This is a genomic window from Brevundimonas vesicularis (genome assembly GCF_032067225.1).
Lineage (GTDB): Bacteria > Pseudomonadota > Alphaproteobacteria > Caulobacterales > Caulobacteraceae > Brevundimonas > Brevundimonas vesicularis_F.
The window spans coordinates 1-15,994 of sequence record NZ_DAMBJX010000058.1 but is presented as its reverse complement, the minus strand read 5'-3'; the positions used below and the strand labels follow the sequence as shown (position 1 = coordinate 15,994).

Genomic DNA, 15,994 nt, shown 5'->3' with positions numbered 1-15,994 from the left:
AGGGGACGGTTCGGGTGTTCCAGACGCTCGGCGAGTTCTCCCAACACGAAACGGGTGATGGCGGGCAGGTCCAGGGCGCGCGCCTCGTCCAGCGGCAGCCAGGCGATCTCGTCCAGTTCGCCCGATCCGGCGGTCGGTTCCGGGCTCAGCAGAGCCTCGGCCGGCGCCATGAAGAACCGGGCGTCGAACCGCCGTGTCCGACCCGGCGGCGTGATGGCGCGGGCGATGTAGGACAGGACCGACAGATCGGGCAGGGCGCCGGCCTGACGATATTCGCGCCACGGTCCCGCGACTGAGGCGCTCGGCGCGTGCCGCCCCAGAATCAGCCCGGTCTCCTCGAAGGTCTCGCGCACGGCCGTCAGCGCCAGGGCGCGCGCGCGGCGGGCCGGCAGCTCGCCTTCCAGCCGCCGCACGACATCGGAGGGCAGGTCGCCTGTCGCGGCGGCGGTGAAGTCGCTCCGGTCGATCCGCCCGCCCGGAAACACCCATTTCGACGCCATGAACACATGCCCCGGCGCCCGTCTTCCCATCAGCACCTCGGGCCGCGACCCACCCCGCGTCAGGATCAGCGTCGCCGCATCCTTCGGTCGCTGAGCCCCGCCGACACGCGGCGCGTCGGCCAGATCCTGAGCGGCGTCGAAGGGGGTCACTTGCGCTTGCCCTTCCTCACACCCTTCAGGCCGCCGGAGGGTTTGGAGCCGTTGCGGGGCTTGGGGCCGCCGGGGCGGTTCTTGCCGCGCATCGGCGGGCCGTCGCCGCCGCGTCCGCGAATGCCATACCGGGGCGCGGGGGCGTTGGGATCGCGGGGTTCGGGCTCGCTGAGCATTTCGAACACCAAGCCACCCGTGACGGGGGTCGCCTCGCGCAGCTTAACCTCCACCATGCGGCCCAGGGTGAAGCGTTTACCCGTGCGTTCGCCGACAAGGGCGTGGGCGCGGTCGTCGTGGGTGAAGTATTCGCTGCCGAGCGTGGAGACGGGCACCAGGCCGTCCGCGCCCGTGTCCTCCAGACGAATGAACAGGCCGAACCGCGTCACGCCGGTGATCCGCCCGGCGAACGTCGCGCCGACGTGCTCTTCCAGATAGGCGGCGATATAGCGGTCCATTGCATCGCGCTCGGCGGCCATCGAGCGACGCTCGGTCATGGTCACGCCCTCGGCGATGGCGGGCAGTTCGGCGATCTCGCGGTCGGTCAGTCCGTCCTTACCCAAGCCCAGAGCCCGGATCAGGCCGCGGTGGACGATCAGGTCGGAATAGCGCCGGATCGGCGAGGTGAAGTGGGCATAGCGATCCAGGTTCAGGCCGAAGTGGCCGATGTTCTCAGGAGAGTAGATCGCCTGCATCTGGCTGCGCAGGACCACCTCGTTGACGACATCGGCGTGTTCGGTGTCGCGGGTCTCGTCCAGCAGTTTGTTGAACCGCTTGGTCGTGCCGGGCTCGCCCTTGTTCCAAGGCTTGCCGATGGTCGACAGGAAGTCGGCCAAGTTGAAGATCTTCTCCTGACTGGGCGTATCGTGGACGCGGTAGATCAGCGGCGTCTTCTTCTGCTCCAGCGTTTCGGCGGCGCAGACGTTGGCCTGGATCATCATCTCTTCGATCAGCCGGTGCGCCTCCAGCGAGGCGCGCTTTTCGATGGAGGCGATACCGCCATCCGGGGCCATGCGGATGCGGCGTTCGGCCGATTCGATCTGCAGCGGACTGCGCTTCAGCCGGCCCTTCAGCATGGCGTGATAGGCGTTCCACAGCGGATAGAGGATCGCCTCCATGATCGGGCCGGTCGTGTCGTCAGTTTGCCCATCAATGGCGGCCTGCGCCTGCTCGTAGCTGAGCTTGGCGTGCGACCGCATCAGGCCGCGCACGAACCGGTGGCCGGTCTTTCGTCCGTCCTTGTCGAAGACCATCCGCACGGCGAGACAGGCGCGGTTCTCGCCCTCCTTCAGGCTGCACAGACCGTTCGACAGCACTTCCGGCAGCATCGGCTCGACGCGATCGGGGAAATAGGTCGAGTTGCCCTTGTCGCGCGCCTCGCGGTCCAGCTGGCTGCCGGGGCGGACGTAGGCGGCGACATCGGCGATGGCGACCCAGACGATCCAGCCGCCCTCATTCTTCGGATCCTCGTCGCGCGCCGCATAGACGGCGTCGTCGTGGTCGCGCGCATCGGCGGGGTCGATGGTGATGAAGGGGACCTCGCGCAGGTCCTCGCGCCCCTGCAGAGTCGGCAGGGCCTGATCCTCGGCCTCGCGTTCGACCGCTTCGGAGAAGCCGGTCGGGACGCCGTGGGCATGGATAGCGATCAGGGAGGCGGCGCGGGGATCATCCTCCTTGCCGATGTGCTCCAGGATCTTGCCGCGCTTGGGACCATAGCGCTGGTCGCCTTTCTCAATCGCGGCCAGAACCAGGTCGCCGTCACGCAGGTCGCCGGACTGGGCCTGGGGCACCAGCAGGACGTCCTTGGAGCGGCGGTCGACCGGCTCGACGCGTGTTTCGCGCGCCGACTTGCGGATCACGCCAAGAACGCGGTTGGAGCCCACGTCCAGCTTCTTGATCAGTCGGGCTTCCCAACCCTCTGCGCCGCGCTGGAACTTCACCAGCACGCGATCGCCCAGGCCAGGGGCGGCCTTGGACTTGTCGGGCATCAGAATGGCGCGCGGGGCGTCGGGACTGGCCTCGACCAGGCGCACGTACAGTTCGCCATCCCCGTCGCGTTCGATCACATCGGCGACGCCGACGGGGGGCAGGGCGCCGGCTTCGGAAAAGCCCTTGCGACCGCGTTTGCCCAGTCGCCCTTCGGCTTCCAGCTCGCGGATCATTTCGCGCAGGGCCCGGCGGTCACCGCCTTTCAGCCCGAAATGGCGCGCGATGTCGGTCTTCTCGGCCGATCCGGCCTCGCGCAGAAAGGCGACGAGGGTGTCTTTGTCGGGGAGACCGGCGGGCGGCCTGTTGGATGATTTGGTCATTATGTCTTTCGTAGCGCGGAACCGCGCCCTTGAGTAAATCTTGAGGGGTCAAATCTTGCGTGAGTTGACCATGTGAAGGCGGGGCTTCAGCTTCCGCCCGCCCCGAATGGAGTTTTCGATGTCCCTGACCGCCCCCGCCCTGAGCGCGACCGTCTCGTCGCCGCTGGATCTGATCGGCAAGACGCCGATGGTGGAGGTGACGAAGATCGACACCGGCCCGTGCCGCCTGCTGCTGAAGCTGGAGTCCCAGAACCCCGGCGGTTCGATCAAGGACCGGATCGCCATCTCGATGCTGGACGCCGCCGAGCGCGAAGGCTTCCTGAAGGAAGGCGGCACCATCGTGGAGGCGACGGCGGGCAACACCGGCCTGGCGTTGACGCTGGTCGGTCGGGCCCGGGGGTATAAGGTGCTTCTGGTCATTCCGGACAAGATGTCCAAGGAAAAGATCCAGCATCTCAGGGCGATGGGCGCCGATGTTCGTCTGACGCGTTCGGACGTCCCGCATGGCCATCCGGAATATTACACCGACATGGCCGAGCGTCTGGCCCAAGGCATTCCCGGCGGCTTCTACGTCAACCAGTTCGCCAACGCCGCCAACGCCGAGGCCCATGTGAAGACGACAGGTCCCGAAATCTGGGAGCAGACGGGCGGCGACATCGACGCCTTCGTCGCCGGCATCGGCTCGGGCGGTACCATCACGGGCGTGGCGCAGTTTCTGAAGAGCGTTGGCTCGAAGGCCCAGATCATCCTGGCCGATCCGGTCGGCTCGACCCTCGCCGGCATCGTCAACGACGGCGTGCCGGGGCCGGAAGGCAGCTACACCGTCGAGGGAATCGGTCAGAATTTCGTTCCCGACACGGCGGACATGAGCTTGATCGACAAGGCCTATTCGATCCCCGACGCGGAGGCGATCGCCACGGCGCGCGAACTGTTGCTGAAGGAAGGTATTCTGGCTGGATCGTCCTCGGGCACCCTGATCGCCTCGGCCCTGCGCTGGTGCCGCGAACAGACCGAGGCCAAGACCTGCGTCACCTTCGTCTGCGACACCGGGGCCAAGTATCTGTCGAAGGTCTATAACGACGCCTGGCTGGCCGATCAGGGCCTGGGCGAGCGCGAGCTGCACGGCGACCTGTCGGACCTGATCAACCGCAAATACGAGAAGGGCGACGTGGTGGTCGCCGGGCCGGGCGACACCCTGGACACCGCCTTCAAGCGGATGAAGGGCGCCGACGTGTCCCAGCTGCCGATCATCGAAGACGGCCGGCTGGTCGGGATTCTCGACGAAAGCGACCTGATCCGCATCATGAACACCGACGAGATCACGCGGAAAGAACGGTTCGCCAAGCCAGTGGCCTCGGCCATGACCCGCGATCTGGACACGCTTCAGGTCAATGAGCCGCTGGACGCCCTGATCCCTGTCTTCGACCGCGACCGCGTGGCCATCGTGCTGGACGGAGAGCGGTTCGTCGGCCTGATCACCCGCACCGACCTGATCAACCACCTCAGCCTGAACCGGTAAGTCCATGAGCGACAAGAAGAACAGCCAGGGCTTTTCGACCCGCGCCATCCATGCGGGCCAACATCCTGACCCGACCACGGGCGCGGTGATGACCCCGATCTACGCGACCTCGACATACGCCCAGGAAAGCCCGGGCGTGAACAAGGGTTATGAGTATGCGCGGGGCAAGAACCCGACGCGCGAGGCGTTCGAGGCCTGTATCGCGGACCTGGAGGGCGGCACGCACGGGTTCGGCTTCGGCTCGGGCATGGCGGCGACCTCGACGGCGCTGGAGTTGCTGGATGCGGGCGATCACATCGTCACGGGCGACGACCTGTACGGCGGCTCGTGGCGACTGTTCGAGCGGGTGCGTCGGCGAACCATGGGGCTGGACTTCGCCTATGTGGACCTGAGCGACCTCGCGGCGGTCGAGGCGGCGATCACGCCTAAGACCAAGATGCTGTGGGTCGAGACGCCCACCAATCCCCTGATGAAGCTGGCCGACATCGCCGCCCTGTCGAAGGTGGCCAAGGCGCATGGTCTGCTGCTGGTCGTGGACAACACCTTCGCCACCCCGTTCTGCCAGCAGCCGCTGAGCCTGGGGGCGGACGTGGTGATGCACTCGGCGACCAAATACCTGAACGGCCATTCGGACATTATCGGCGGGGTGCTGGTGACGGCCGACGCCGAGTTGGCGACGCGGATCAAGTTCCTGCAGAACTCGGTCGGCGGGATCATGGGGCCGTTCGACGCCTTCCTGGCCAACCGGGGCTTGAAGACCCTGGCGCTGCGGATGAAGGCGCACTGCGAGAACGCGCTGACCATCGCACGCTGGCTGGAGACGCGCGCGGGGATCGCCAAGGTGATCTACCCCGGCCTGATCGCCCACCCGCAGCATGAATTGGCCGCGCGCCAGATGCACGGCGGCTTTGGGGGGATGGTGACGGTGATCCTGGAGGGCGATCTGGAGCGCACCAAGCGGGTGCTGGAACGGGTTCAGGTCTTCACCCTGGCGGAATCGTTAGGCGGGGTTGAAAGCCTGGTGAACCACCCGGCCATCATGACCCACGCCAGCGTGCCCAAGGAGGTGCGCGAGGCGGGCGGCGTGACCGACAACCTGATCCGGCTGTCGGTCGGGGTCGAGAATGTCGAGGACCTGATCGCGGATCTCGATCAGGCCCTGGGCTGATCTCAGCTGGAAGGAAGGGCTGTCTGGTGGCCGGTGACCGGCGGCAGCTTCTTCTTGGGGGCGGCGCGCTTGACCGGGGCTTTTGCGGGCTTGGGCAGGGCCGCGCGGCGGGCCATTTCGGTGTCGATGACCGGGATGATGTCGCTGGCGGCCATGACCTGGGTCGAGGCGCCGTGTTCGACCAGGCGGGCGGCGTTGGCGCGCAGCGTCGTCAGGTCGGCGTCGGTCATCGCGGGGATCATGTCGGCGAGCGGGGTCATGTCGGCATCCGTATGCAGAAGCCTCAGGGCTGGCGCGACAGGCGCCAGCCCTTCAGCTGATTGAAGGCGATTTCCACCGTCACGCGGTCGCCCAGCAGCGAGACGCCCGTCTGGGCGCCCAGCGAGGGCAGGACCGTGATCAAGTGGCCGTTGTCCAGGCGAACGCGACGGCCGCCGAGCGGCATCAGTTTGATTACCTCGCCGTCGAAGGCGATCACGCCAGCCCTGGTCGGGGCCGGCTCGTTCGTGTTGGACGCTTGGATCGTGTCCTACTCCGCCGCCGTAAGGCGACCGGCGGACTCTTTGCCGGAGCGCGAATCGCGCTCGATTTCGTAGGAAATCTTCTGGCCTTCGTTCAGCGAGCCGACGCTCGAGGTTTCGACGGCCGAGGCGTGGACGAAGACGTCCTTGCCGCCGTCATCGGGCGCGATGAAGCCGTAGCCTTTGGTGGGGTTGTACCATTTTACAGTGCCGGTAGCCATTTGGAGACCTCCGTCTGGCGTTGACCGCAGGGAGGGATCCCTGGTCGGCCTGTCGGGTCTGAATGGGATCGGCTTTTGGACCTCGGTGCGTGATGCAAAGGGAGCAGCGGCGTTACGCAGAGAGATCGACCAGACCTAGATGGGCGCCCGACAACCGTTGCGCAAGGGGCTGGCGATCAGAAGGCGTAGGCGACCTTGGCGACCAGGGCGTCCTCATATTGTTCGCCGAAGGTGTGGGCGTCCGTGTCGTAATAGCGCAGGTCCAGTTCCAGGGCGTTGGTGAGGGCGTAGGTCACGCCGGCGTTCCAGCCGGTGTAATCGGGCGCGCCGTTCTGTTCGCGACGACCAACGGCGACCGTGCCGTTCAGCTGGGGCGTGAAGTCCCAGCCCAAGCGGCCCTCGACCCAAGTGAAGCTGTCGGTCGAGCCGGCGGCGTCGGGCGAATACTGGACCTGCAGTCGCGCGCTGGCCGGGCCGATCGAGCGGCTGGCGTTGCCGGTGATCTCCCAGGCGTCCTGATCATAGCCGGCTTCGGCGTCGAGGCGGTTCTTGTAGGCGACGTTGAAGTCGAACCGATAGCCGAAGGCTTCAGGCTGATAGCCGACCACAAACTCGGCCTCGACGTTGGAGCCGCCGGCCTGGATCGTCTGGAAGCCGGGGCCGACGTAGAACAGGCCGTCCGCGCTTTCCCAGGTCGCCGAGCCGAAGGCGTAGCCGTCGTTGCCGGACTTGGACGCATCCTTGGAGCGGTTGTCCGTGCCCGCGCCCAGTTCGAAGGACCAGGCGTCGCGCGCGGACGTCGGGGCGGACCCAGACGCCGACTGGGCGGCGGCCGGCAGCGCAACGGCGAGCGCGGAGACGGAGAGGGCGGCGAGGATGGTCGTGCGGATCATGGGGGCTCCAGCGCGAGAGAAGCGGATTTGCGCCGCCTTTAGCGTGCTCCGGCCTTGATGGCGAATTCCTCCGTGGCCTGAGCGAACTCTTGTCGCAGGCGCGCGACCAGTTCGGCGGTCGGCAGGACGTCGTGGATGGCGCCCGCGCCCTGGCCGGCGGACCAGACGGTCTTCCAGGCCTTAGCCTCGTCGCCCATGTCCAGCTTGTGCTCGGGCAGGGTCTTCGGATCGATGCCGTTCTCGATCAGCGACTTGCTCATGAAGTTGGCAGGGATGCCGGACACGGCGGGCGTGTGGACGATGTCGGTCGCGCCGCTGTCGATGACCATCTGCTTGTACGCGTCGGCGGCCATGGCTTCGGTCGTGTTGATGAAGCGCGTGCCCATATAGGCGAAGTCCGCGCCCAGCATCAGGGCGGCCGCCACGTCCTGACCCGTCGAGAGCGCGCCCGACAGGATGATGGTCCCCTTGAAGAAGCTGCGAACCTCATTGACCAGGGCGAAGGGGTTGATGATGCCCGCATGGCCGCCCGCGCCGTTGGCGACCAGGATCAGACCATCGACGCCCGCCTCGGCCGCCTTTCGCGCATGGCGAATGTTGGCGATGTCATGGAAGACCTGACCGCCGTAGCCATGGACCGCGTCGACCACGTCGCGCACGGCGCCCAAGGAGGTGATGATCAGCGGCACCTTCTCCTCCACCGACACCATCATATCGGCCATCAGCCGGGGGTTGGTCGGATGAACGATGTGGTTGACGCCGAAAGCCGCGGCCTCGGGCTTCAGCCGACCTTTGATCTCCTGAATCCAGTCCCGATAGCCCTCGGTCGTGCGCTGGTTCAGCGACGGGAAGGTGCCGATCACGCCCGCATTGCAGGCCTCGACCACCAGATCCGGTCCGGACACCAGGAACATCGGCGCCGAAATGATCGGCAGGATCAGACCCTTTTGCAGCGAAGCGGGAATGGCCACGGACGTCTCCTTTGGTTTTCTTTCGCTACGCTTAGCGGGCTGTCGCCGGGGAAGGCAATCGCGGGGATTTCAGACGGTGGCGCGAAAAAATGAGTCTAATTCGTCTAATCTCGGGCGGTAAGCGGGGTGAAAGCGGGCAGGCGGCGACGGCGGGTGAAAACCGGCCATAATACGACGGTCCGGATCGAGGATCAGTCGATTGACGCTGGTCGCCGCGAAGGCGTTGAAAGGGCGAGGGAAGCCGTCCGGGATTAGGATGGCTGGCTGGTCGTCTCCCTTCTCCTGTTGGGAGAAGGTGGCCCGGAGGGCCGGATGAGGGTCGGTCGGTTGGCCAGATCGCGCCATCCGACCCTCACCCTTTCGCGCAATGACGCCGGCTGACGCCGCCGTGCGCTCAAGCCCTCTCCCAATGGGAGAGGGAAGTGGAGTGGGGGAGGATTTCCAAGCCGGTCGCAAGCGCCTAAATGCCCGGCATGACCCACTACACCGACAACCTCAGCCAGCTCGGCGCCCAGACCGCCGCCCCAACCAGTCCCGAGACGGCGGTGCTGGAGCGTGTGCCGAACCCGCATGCGGATACGCTATATCTGGCCCGGTTCACGGCGCCGGAGTTCACCAGCCTGTGCCCGGTGACGGGCCAGCCGGATTTCGCCCACATCGTCATCGACTATGCGCCGGGCGACTGGCTGGTCGAGTCCAAGAGCCTGAAGCTGTATCTGACCAGTTTCCGCAATCACGGCGCCTTCCACGAGGACTGCACCGTCGCTATCGGGCGGCGGCTGGCGGACCTGCTGGAACCCAAGTGGCTGAGGATCGGCGGATACTGGTATCCGCGCGGCGGCATCCCGATCGACGTCTTCTGGCAGACCGGTGCGCCGCCCGAAGGGCTGTGGCTGCCGGACCAAGGCGTGCCGACCTATCGCGGGCGGGGATAGTCAGAGGCCCCGCGTCCGCCGTTTAGCGGCGGCACCCGGCGATCAGGCGCTCAGGGCGGCAGGCGCAGCCTGGTCAGGCCAGGCGACAGGCGACAAGGCTTCCAGGGCCGGCTTCGCCAACAGATAGCCCTGCATCAGATCGACGCCGAGGTCGCGCAGGACATCGTGTTCGGCCAGGGTTTCGATGCCTTCGCAGACCGGCTGGATGCCCAGGTCCCGCAGCATGTTCAGCGTGTGGCGCACGATGGTGCGTTTGACCGTGTTGGTGTCGATGTCGCGCACCAGGGCCATGTCCAGCTTGACGATGTCGGGCTGGAACAGGCTGAGCAGGCCCAACCCCGCATAGCCGGCGCCGAAGTCGTCGATGGCGGTCTTGAAGCCCATGGCGCGATAGGATCGCAGGATGTTCAGGATGTGGTCGGTGTCCATCACCTCGCTCTCGGTGAACTCGAAGATGATCCGATCCACCGGGAAGTTGGTGCGCATCGCCGCCGCCAGGGTGGCGCGGATGCAAGCGCGCGGCTCATAAACGGCGTTGGGCAGGAAGTTGATCGACAGGCTGGCGCCGCCCGCCGTCATATCCAGACCGGCGGCGAGATCGATGGCGGTCGTGCGGCATAGCTGATCGAAGGCATAGCGGTTGTCGTGGGAGATATGCGACAGAACCTGACCCGCGCCCCGGCCGTCCTTGCCCCGCACCAGGGCCTCGTAGGCGAAGACCGTCTGGGTCGTCACATCGACGATCGGCTGGAACGCCATGGTGATTGGCAGATCGAAACCCGCCCCATCCTTACAGCCTGCGCAAGACATAAGCTTCTCCTACTGTCCGGCAAGTCTAAGGTGGCAGGCGTTAAAGACTGATGTCGAACAGGAAATTCGCTGTCGGGTTCCCTTGTGCGGTTGATGCGCCTTAGCGGTATAGCGGTCCGCTCTTGAAGTTTTTCGCTGCGCCGTCACGGATAATGCGATGAACCACGCACTTCCGCTCGAAGCCTGGGGCCGCCGTCTGATGACGCGGGCGGAGGCGTGGGCGGATCGGTCGTGGGCGCGGCGCCAGGCCTATGAGTTCTTATGGTTCGGGCTGAAGCAGGGGTGGGCGTGTCTGTTCGGGGGGCTGATGCTGGCCTTGATCCTGGGGACGTTTCTGCTTTGGCCGGAGAGCGCGCCGGTGTCCCGTTACGATTTCCTGGCGGTCGGGGCGGTGGTGATCCAGGCGGCGATGCTGATCTTCCGGCTGGAGAGCTGGGAAGAGGCGCGGGTGATCTTCCTGTTCCATGTGGCGGGGACGATCATGGAGCTGTTCAAGACCGCGCACGGGTCATGGGTCTATCCTGAGGACAGTCTTCTGCGGATCGGGGCGGTGCCGCTGTTCTCGGGCTTCATGTATGCGGCGGTCGGCAGCTACATCGCGCGGGTGCAGCGCATCTTTCATATTCGGGTGCGGAGGTATCCGCCGCTGTGGACGACCTGGGTGCTGGCGGCGGCCATCTACGTCAACTTCTTCGCTCATCACTGGCTGCCGGACGTGCGCATCGCGCTGTTCATCGCGACCGCCGTTTTGTTCGGGCGGGGATGGTTCTATTTCACGGCGGACCGGAAGCGGCGGTCGATGCCGCTGCTGCTGGGTTATTTCCTGGTGGCGCTCTTCATCTGGTTCGCCGAGAACCTGGGCACGCTGGGGCGGGCCTGGGTCTATCCGGGGCAGGCCGACGGGTGGGAAATGGTGTCCCTGGCCAAGCTGGGTAGCTGGTTTTTGCTGATGATCATCTCGGTCGTGCTGGTCTCATTGGTGCACTCACCGGAAGAGGAACTCAACGTCCCTGTAACGCCCCGCGCATAACGGCCGACTTGCGGCTCATACGGGCCTTCACCAGTCGATAGACGACAGCGACGACCAGGATGGTAACGGCGAGGCCGCCGATCAGCAGGGTGGGGCCGTGGGCCTCGCTGAGAACTTCCATCTTCGCCAGGCCCTGGGCGGCGAGATAGCCCGGCGCCAGCATGGCCAGCACCCAGACGATGCCGGATGTGACATTGCCGAACTGGAAGGCGCGCTGACGCATCCTGAGCATGCCCAGGGTCAGCGGCACGAAGGCGCGCAAGGGCCCGAAGAAGCGGCCGACGAAGATCGACATGACGCCGTAGCGACGGCAGTACAAACGCGTCCAGGCGATGCGCCGGCGGTGCGCCTTGAACATCGGGCGCTGGAGGAAGCGCACGCCCAGCCGACGTCCGGCCCAATAGGAGATGGCGTCGCCGATCACCGCGCCGATGACGCAACCGACAATGACATTGACGGGGTCCAGCACGCCGGCTGCGATTAGGCCGCCCGCCGCGACCAGCAGGCCGGTGGCGGGCACGAAGGCGCCGACGACGGCCAGCGACTCGACGAACACGACCAAGCCCAACATGACGCCGGCCCACATATGGTTGCGGGCGACGAAATCGCCCACGGCTTGCAATAGGGAATCCATACGAAAGTCTTGGGGGAGGAAGGCGGGGTCGGTCGAGGTCAAACCGACGTAGGGCGACCTTATGTCACCCGCTTACGGCAGGCGTGTGACCTTGGCGGCCAAGTCGGGACGCGGGCGTTCCAGCGCGGGTTCGTTCAGCGTGCCGATGTGGATGAAGCCGGCGACGCTCTCGCCCTCGGTCAGGCCGAACAGTGCGACGCCTTGCGGGTCGTAGCTATACCAGTCGGTGATCCAGCTGGACGAATAGCCGAAGCCGGAGGCGGCGTGTTCCAGGTTCATGCAGACGGCGCCGGCCGACAGGTGCTGCTCCCAGATCGGCTTGGATCCTTCGACCGGCGTCGAGACGACCAGGATGGTGACGGGCGCGGCGGTCAGTTTGGCGAGCACGGCCTGATCTTTGGCCGGGCCGTTGCGAAGCTCGACCAGCACGGCGAGGCGGGCGGCGATATCGGCGCGCGATTGGGGACCCAGGACGACGAAACGCCAAGGGAACAGCTTGCCGTGGTCGGGCGTGCGGGCGCCCAGGGTTAGGATCTCGTCCAGTTCGGCCTCGGACGGGCCGGGCGCGACGAGGGCCTGGGCCGGGGCGGAGCGCCGCTGGGCCAGGCGGTCGCGGAAATCTTTTGACGGAACGGGCGGGGGCAGGGGTTCGTTGAGCGCGACCATGCCGTCTAGCTAGGCTTTCATCCGCGTCTTCGCCATAGGTGGCCCATGCGCAAATCCGACGAACCGAAATGGGCCGAAGGGCTGTCGAAGCCGCCGGCCTGGCGCAGCGACGGAACCGAGACGGTGTTCGACAGCCCCTGGATGGCGCTGACCCGGCATCCGGCGACGGCGCCGACCGGCATGAAGGCCGACTATGCCGTCGTGCGGTTCAAGAACGTCGGGACCGGCGTCCTGCCCGTCCACGACGATGGGACGGTGACCCTGGTGGGCCAGCAGCGGTTCGCCCACGCCAACTACAGCTGGGAAATGCCCGAGGGCGGCGCACCGCTGGACGAGGATCCGTTCGACGGCATCCGGCGCGAACTGGCCGAAGAGGCGGGATTGCAGGCTGAACACTGGCTGCCGGCGCTGAAGGTCGAGATGTCGAACTCCATCACCGACGAGATCGGCATGACCTGGATCGCCTGGGGCCTGTCGCCCGCGCCGACCGATCCCGATCCCACCGAGATCATCGCCGTGGTGCGCGTTTCGTTCTTGGATCTGCTGGACGAGATCGGGCGGGGAACGGTGCGCGACAGCCTGACGGTGGCGACGGCCTACAAGGCCTATCATATGGCCATGAACGGCGAACTGCCCGAGGCGCTGGCGCGCGCCTTGCTGGGGCGCGTATGATGTCGCCGAAGGAGCCGGTCATGGCCAAGCTGGAAGTCGTCGCAGAACTCGAAATGGACACCGTGTGGCGTCAGCTGCGCGCCTCAGCCGAGGCGGCGTCGCGCGAGGAACCGCAACTGGGCTCGCAGATGAATGCGGTGATCCTGTCGCACGACGACCTGGCGGGCGCGCTGAGCTTCCAGATCGCGCGCAAACTGGCGGACGGCGAGATGAGCGCCATGTCGGTGCGCGAGGTGTGTCTGTCGGCGTTCAAGGCCGATCCGTCGATGGTCGAGGCGGCGGAGGCGGATCTGCAGGCTGTGGCCGAACGCGACCCGGCGATCCGCAACCTGTTGCAGCCCTTCCTGTATTTCAAAGGCTTCCAGGCCCTACAGGGCTGGCGCGTGGCGCACTGGCTGTGGGGACAGGGGCGCGAGACGCTGGCCTTCCACTTCCAGAGCCGGATCTCAGAACTGTTCCAGCTGGACATCCATCCGGCCGCGCAGATGGGCAAGGGGCTGTTTCTGGATCACGGCACGGGCATCGTGATCGGCGAGACGGCGGTGGTCGGCGACGACGTGTCGATGCTGCACGGCGTGACCCTGGGTGGGACGGGCGCCGAACGCGGCGACCGCCACCCCAAGATCGGCAAGGGCGTCCTGTTGGGCGCCGGGGCAAAGGTGCTGGGCAATATCCACGTCGGCGACTACGCCAAGGTGGCGTCCGGCTCGGTGGTGCTGAAGGCTGTGCCGTCCGGCTGTACCGTGGCGGGGGTGCCGGCCCGGCTGGTCAACTGCCCGACCAACGCCGAACCGGCCCGCACCATGGATCACACCCTGGCCGATGTGGTGTACGACTTCGTCATCTGACCCGGCGCTTCACAGGGCGATCCTGAGCGAGGCGCGGACGCTGCGCGGGGCGCCGGGGTAGATCCACAGGGCGCTGTAGGAGCTGGCGGCGTAACGCTCGTCAAACAGGTTATCGACCTCGACGCGGGCCGTGACCTGGGGCGTCAGGCCATAGTCCAGCGCGGCCTTGGCCTTCCAGTAGGCAGGCAATTTGGGCGCGCCGAGCGCCAGGCCGCCGACCCGGTCGCCGACGTAGGCCGCGCCGGTCATGAATGACCAGGTCGTGCCGTGGATGGTGGGGAAGCGACCGATCACGAACAGTGAGCCGGAATGTTCGGGCACGTTCAGCACGGCGTCGGTGGCGAAGGCGCTGTCGTCGGCCTGGGCGTCGGTCCAGCCGTAGTTGGCGACCACCTGCCAGACTTCGTCGATCTTCAAGGCACCGTCGAGCTCGATCCCGCGCGTCGTCAGCTTGCCCACCGGAGCCAGGAAGTTGGGATCGACCGGATCGGTCGTCAGAATGTTCGACTTCTCGATGTCGAAGACGGTGGCGGCCAAATCCAGTCCGTCCCAGGCGCCGGCCAGGCCAATCTCATAGCCCTTGCCATCCTCGGGTGCGAAGCCGGAGCCGTCGCGACCTGTGCCCGAGTTCAGCACGAACGACTGGCCAAAGCTGGCGTGGGCGGTCAGGTTGTCGGTCAGGCGATAGCGGGCCGCTAGGCGGTATTTCAGGGGCGTATCGCGGGCCTCGCCGACGGCGCCGGTGCGGTTGTTTCGGATGGTCTGGTCGTAGTCGTCGAACCGCAGCCCGGCCAGCAGGCTGAGGCGGTCGTTCACCTCCCACAAATCCTGGACGTACAAGGTGACGACGTCGCGCGTTTCCAGATTGTCGGTGAAGGGCAGGGGCGTCGGCGGCGTGACCGCGCCATAGACGGGATTGAGGACATCGATCGGATAGGGATTGGCCGCAGTCGGATTGATGCGCAGCCACTTCTCGCCATAGGTCAGCTGATAGGCCTTCACCCCGAAAGCGAGGTTGTGAACCCCCAGCCCCGTCTCGACCACGCCGTTCAGCTCGAGCCGGGCCGACAGGTCCTCGACCGAAAAGTCGCGTCCGCGACGCTGACGCCACAGCTGGTCGCCGACCAGGCGCGACTGATCGCTGGACAGACCCTTCAGCGAGCCGCCGCGCCAGGCGACGCCGCCGTTCAGGCCCCAGTCGTCATTGATCCGGTATTCGCCGGTGACCTGATGCCGTTCGTTGCGAAAGCGGGTCACACCGTCGCCGGGGTCTCCGTAATAGTTCGAGGGCGGCAGAAACAGCGCATCGCCGTTGATCGCCGGCATCCCCCGGTCGAACAGGGTCGTGAAGGTGGTGAACTCGCCCACATAGGTTAGGCGCAGATCATCGGTGGGACGCCAGGTCAGGGACGGCGCCACGACGGTGCGGTCCAGGCCGACATAGTCGCGCCAACCGTTCGAGGTCTCGCCCGCCACCACAAGCCGTCCGGCCAGGGAGTCGTTGATCGGGCCGGTCAGGTCCAGTTCGCCGCGGCGCAGGCCGAATGATCCTACCGTCGCGGTAAAGGCGGCGGCGGCAAAGCGGGGGGTCTTGGAGACGATATTGATGCGTCCGGCCGGGTCGATGTCGCCGAACAGGGCGCCGGACGGCCCCTTCAGCACCTCGATTCGCTCGGACGTCGCCGGGTCGCGGGGCGGGGCCATGCCGCGATTGGCCAGAAAGCCGTCGACATAATATTCCGCCCCGCCGTCGGGCGTGCCCAGGAAGCCGCGGATGGCGAAGTTGTCCATGACGCCGCCGCGATTGTTCTGCTGGCTGACGCCGCTGACCAGTTCCAGCGCATCCGCCAGGCGCGTCGCGCCCACGGCCTTGATCAGATCGTTCTCGATGGAGCGGCTGGACGGCGACATGGCCTCGGTGATCGCTCCTGCGCCCAGGGTTAGGTCACGCGGCGCCGAGCGGCGGCCTAGAACAACGATCTCCCCCACCGTTTCAGGCTCGACCGTCGCGACAGCGACGGGGGCGGGGGCGTTGGCGGCAACCAGCAGGCACGCGCCGGCGCAGCTCAGAAGGAGGGACAAGGCAGGCTCCGTTTGAAATGTTATACTGTATCGGCTATCCGCTTCCGCCTGATGATGTCAACCGCTGC

Annotated in this window: 17 protein-coding genes; 6 read left to right on the top strand and 11 right to left on the bottom strand. The window is 66.3% G+C overall.

The window, feature by feature from the left end:
* Nucleotides 1-650: NUDIX hydrolase (locus RT123_RS13115; protein ID WP_313009546.1), on the bottom strand; the 650-nt coding region annotated here is incomplete at its 3' end.
* The gene (gene rnr / locus RT123_RS13110; RefSeq protein ID WP_313009545.1) at nucleotides 647-2,956 is read right to left on the bottom strand and encodes a ribonuclease R; all 2,310 of its coding nucleotides are present in this window, start codon (nucleotides 2,954-2,956) and stop codon (nucleotides 647-649) included. The genes rnr and RT123_RS13115, both read right to left, overlap by 4 nt.
* 118 nt (nucleotides 2,957-3,074) lie before the next feature.
* Between rnr and RT123_RS13105 the strand changes: the two genes are divergently transcribed.
* Together RT123_RS13105 and RT123_RS13100 are read left to right on the top strand one after the other, a co-directional pair.
* Complete coding sequence (locus RT123_RS13105; protein ID WP_217431747.1) at nucleotides 3,075-4,475, top strand: pyridoxal-phosphate dependent enzyme; 1,401 nt, start codon at nucleotides 3,075-3,077, stop codon at nucleotides 4,473-4,475.
* A 4-nt stretch (nucleotides 4,476-4,479) separates the two neighbouring features.
* Nucleotides 4,480-5,643 (top strand): cystathionine gamma-synthase, encoded by a 1,164-nt coding sequence (locus RT123_RS13100; RefSeq protein WP_292080759.1) that lies wholly within the window; start codon nucleotides 4,480-4,482, stop codon nucleotides 5,641-5,643.
* A gap of 2 nt (nucleotides 5,644-5,645) precedes the next feature.
* Here the strand turns inward: RT123_RS13100 and RT123_RS13095 are convergent, their stop codons facing one another.
* The 5 genes from RT123_RS13095 to RT123_RS13075 all read right to left on the bottom strand — a co-directional run bounded on the left by RT123_RS13095 (nucleotide 5,646) and on the right by RT123_RS13075 (nucleotide 8,249).
* The gene (locus RT123_RS13095) at nucleotides 5,646-5,903 is read right to left on the bottom strand and encodes a hypothetical protein (RefSeq protein ID WP_055754797.1); all 258 of its coding nucleotides are present in this window, start codon (nucleotides 5,901-5,903) and stop codon (nucleotides 5,646-5,648) included.
* Between the two features lie 23 nt (nucleotides 5,904-5,926).
* Nucleotides 5,927-6,121 (bottom strand): hypothetical protein, encoded by a 195-nt coding sequence (locus RT123_RS13090; RefSeq protein ID WP_055754798.1) that lies wholly within the window; start codon nucleotides 6,119-6,121, stop codon nucleotides 5,927-5,929.
* Between the two features lie 51 nt (nucleotides 6,122-6,172).
* Nucleotides 6,173-6,385, bottom strand: a complete 213-nt coding sequence (locus RT123_RS13085; protein ID WP_008260450.1) for a cold-shock protein — start codon at nucleotides 6,383-6,385, stop codon at nucleotides 6,173-6,175.
* Nucleotides 6,386-6,561: 176 nt separating this feature from the next.
* Nucleotides 6,562-7,278: a TorF family putative porin gene (locus RT123_RS13080; protein ID WP_292080757.1), complete on the bottom strand. Its 717-nt coding sequence runs from the start codon at nucleotides 7,276-7,278 to the stop codon at nucleotides 6,562-6,564.
* A gap of 38 nt (nucleotides 7,279-7,316) precedes the next feature.
* Nucleotides 7,317-8,249, bottom strand: coding sequence for an NAD(P)H-dependent flavin oxidoreductase (locus RT123_RS13075; protein ID WP_292080755.1), 933 nt, complete (start codon nucleotides 8,247-8,249; stop codon nucleotides 7,317-7,319).
* Between the two features lie 473 nt (nucleotides 8,250-8,722).
* On the opposite strand from RT123_RS13075, the gene queF reads away from it, so the two are divergent.
* Nucleotides 8,723-9,184: a preQ(1) synthase gene (queF, locus tag RT123_RS13070; protein WP_066554928.1), complete on the top strand. Its 462-nt coding sequence runs from the start codon at nucleotides 8,723-8,725 to the stop codon at nucleotides 9,182-9,184.
* Between the two features lie 42 nt (nucleotides 9,185-9,226).
* Here queF and RT123_RS13065 read toward each other — a convergent pair whose 3' ends face one another.
* Nucleotides 9,227-9,994 (bottom strand): EAL domain-containing protein, encoded by a 768-nt coding sequence (locus tag RT123_RS13065; RefSeq protein ID WP_066551911.1) that lies wholly within the window; start codon nucleotides 9,992-9,994, stop codon nucleotides 9,227-9,229.
* A gap of 157 nt (nucleotides 9,995-10,151) precedes the next feature.
* On the opposite strand from RT123_RS13065, the gene RT123_RS13060 reads away from it, so the two are divergent.
* Nucleotides 10,152-11,024, top strand: a complete 873-nt coding sequence (locus RT123_RS13060; RefSeq protein WP_409514912.1) for a DUF817 domain-containing protein — start codon at nucleotides 10,152-10,154, stop codon at nucleotides 11,022-11,024.
* Here RT123_RS13060 and RT123_RS13055 read toward each other — a convergent pair.
* Together RT123_RS13055 and RT123_RS13050 are read right to left on the bottom strand one after the other, a co-directional pair.
* Nucleotides 10,996-11,658 (bottom strand): DedA family protein, encoded by a 663-nt coding sequence (locus RT123_RS13055; protein WP_045810068.1) that lies wholly within the window; start codon nucleotides 11,656-11,658, stop codon nucleotides 10,996-10,998. The genes RT123_RS13060 and RT123_RS13055 overlap by 29 nt on opposite strands.
* Nucleotides 11,659-11,730: 72 nt before the next feature.
* Nucleotides 11,731-12,324, bottom strand: a complete 594-nt coding sequence (locus RT123_RS13050) for a nitroreductase (protein ID WP_185223940.1) — start codon at nucleotides 12,322-12,324, stop codon at nucleotides 11,731-11,733.
* 45 nt (nucleotides 12,325-12,369) lie between these two features.
* Between RT123_RS13050 and RT123_RS13045 the strand changes: the two genes are divergently transcribed.
* Together RT123_RS13045 and cysE are read left to right on the top strand one after the other, a co-directional pair.
* Nucleotides 12,370-12,996 (top strand): NUDIX hydrolase, encoded by a 627-nt coding sequence (locus tag RT123_RS13045; RefSeq protein WP_313009543.1) that lies wholly within the window; start codon nucleotides 12,370-12,372, stop codon nucleotides 12,994-12,996.
* A gap of 20 nt (nucleotides 12,997-13,016) precedes the next feature.
* Nucleotides 13,017-13,844 carry a serine O-acetyltransferase gene (gene cysE / locus RT123_RS13040; protein ID WP_284878044.1) on the top strand — a complete coding sequence of 276 codons (828 nt, stop codon included), beginning with the start codon at nucleotides 13,017-13,019 and terminating at the stop codon, nucleotides 13,842-13,844.
* A gap of 9 nt (nucleotides 13,845-13,853) precedes the next feature.
* Here cysE and RT123_RS13035 read toward each other — a convergent pair whose 3' ends face one another.
* Nucleotides 13,854-15,926: a TonB-dependent siderophore receptor gene (locus tag RT123_RS13035; RefSeq protein WP_313009542.1), complete on the bottom strand. Its 2,073-nt coding sequence runs from the start codon at nucleotides 15,924-15,926 to the stop codon at nucleotides 13,854-13,856.
* Between the last annotated feature and the right edge of the window lie 68 nt (nucleotides 15,927-15,994).

Excerpts from the sequence above, each read along its gene's own strand:
- RT123_RS13085 (WP_008260450.1), bottom strand. The coding sequence starts at position 6,385 with ATGGCTACCGGCACTGTAAAATGGTACAACCCCACCAAAGGCTACGGC.
- RT123_RS13100 (WP_292080759.1), top strand. The coding sequence starts at position 4,480 with ATGAGCGACAAGAAGAACAGCCAGGGCTTTTCGACCCGCGCCATCCAT.
- RT123_RS13050 (WP_185223940.1), bottom strand. The coding sequence starts at position 12,324 with ATGGTCGCGCTCAACGAACCCCTGCCCCCGCCCGTTCCGTCAAAAGAT.
- RT123_RS13055 (WP_045810068.1), bottom strand. The coding sequence starts at position 11,658 with ATGGATTCCCTATTGCAAGCCGTGGGCGATTTCGTCGCCCGCAACCAT.
- rnr (WP_313009545.1), bottom strand. The coding sequence starts at position 2,956 with ATGACCAAATCATCCAACAGGCCGCCCGCCGGTCTCCCCGACAAAGAC.
- RT123_RS13105 (WP_217431747.1), top strand. The coding sequence starts at position 3,075 with ATGTCCCTGACCGCCCCCGCCCTGAGCGCGACCGTCTCGTCGCCGCTG.
- RT123_RS13080 (WP_292080757.1), bottom strand. The coding sequence starts at position 7,278 with ATGATCCGCACGACCATCCTCGCCGCCCTCTCCGTCTCCGCGCTCGCC.
- queF (WP_066554928.1), top strand. The coding sequence starts at position 8,723 with ATGACCCACTACACCGACAACCTCAGCCAGCTCGGCGCCCAGACCGCC.
- RT123_RS13060 (WP_409514912.1), top strand. The coding sequence starts at position 10,152 with ATGAACCACGCACTTCCGCTCGAAGCCTGGGGCCGCCGTCTGATGACG.
- RT123_RS13045 (WP_313009543.1), top strand. The coding sequence starts at position 12,370 with ATGCGCAAATCCGACGAACCGAAATGGGCCGAAGGGCTGTCGAAGCCG.
- RT123_RS13095 (WP_055754797.1), bottom strand. The coding sequence starts at position 5,903 with ATGACCCCGCTCGCCGACATGATCCCCGCGATGACCGACGCCGACCTG.
- RT123_RS13065 (WP_066551911.1), bottom strand. The coding sequence starts at position 9,994 with ATGTCTTGCGCAGGCTGTAAGGATGGGGCGGGTTTCGATCTGCCAATC.
- cysE (WP_284878044.1), top strand. The coding sequence starts at position 13,017 with ATGGCCAAGCTGGAAGTCGTCGCAGAACTCGAAATGGACACCGTGTGG.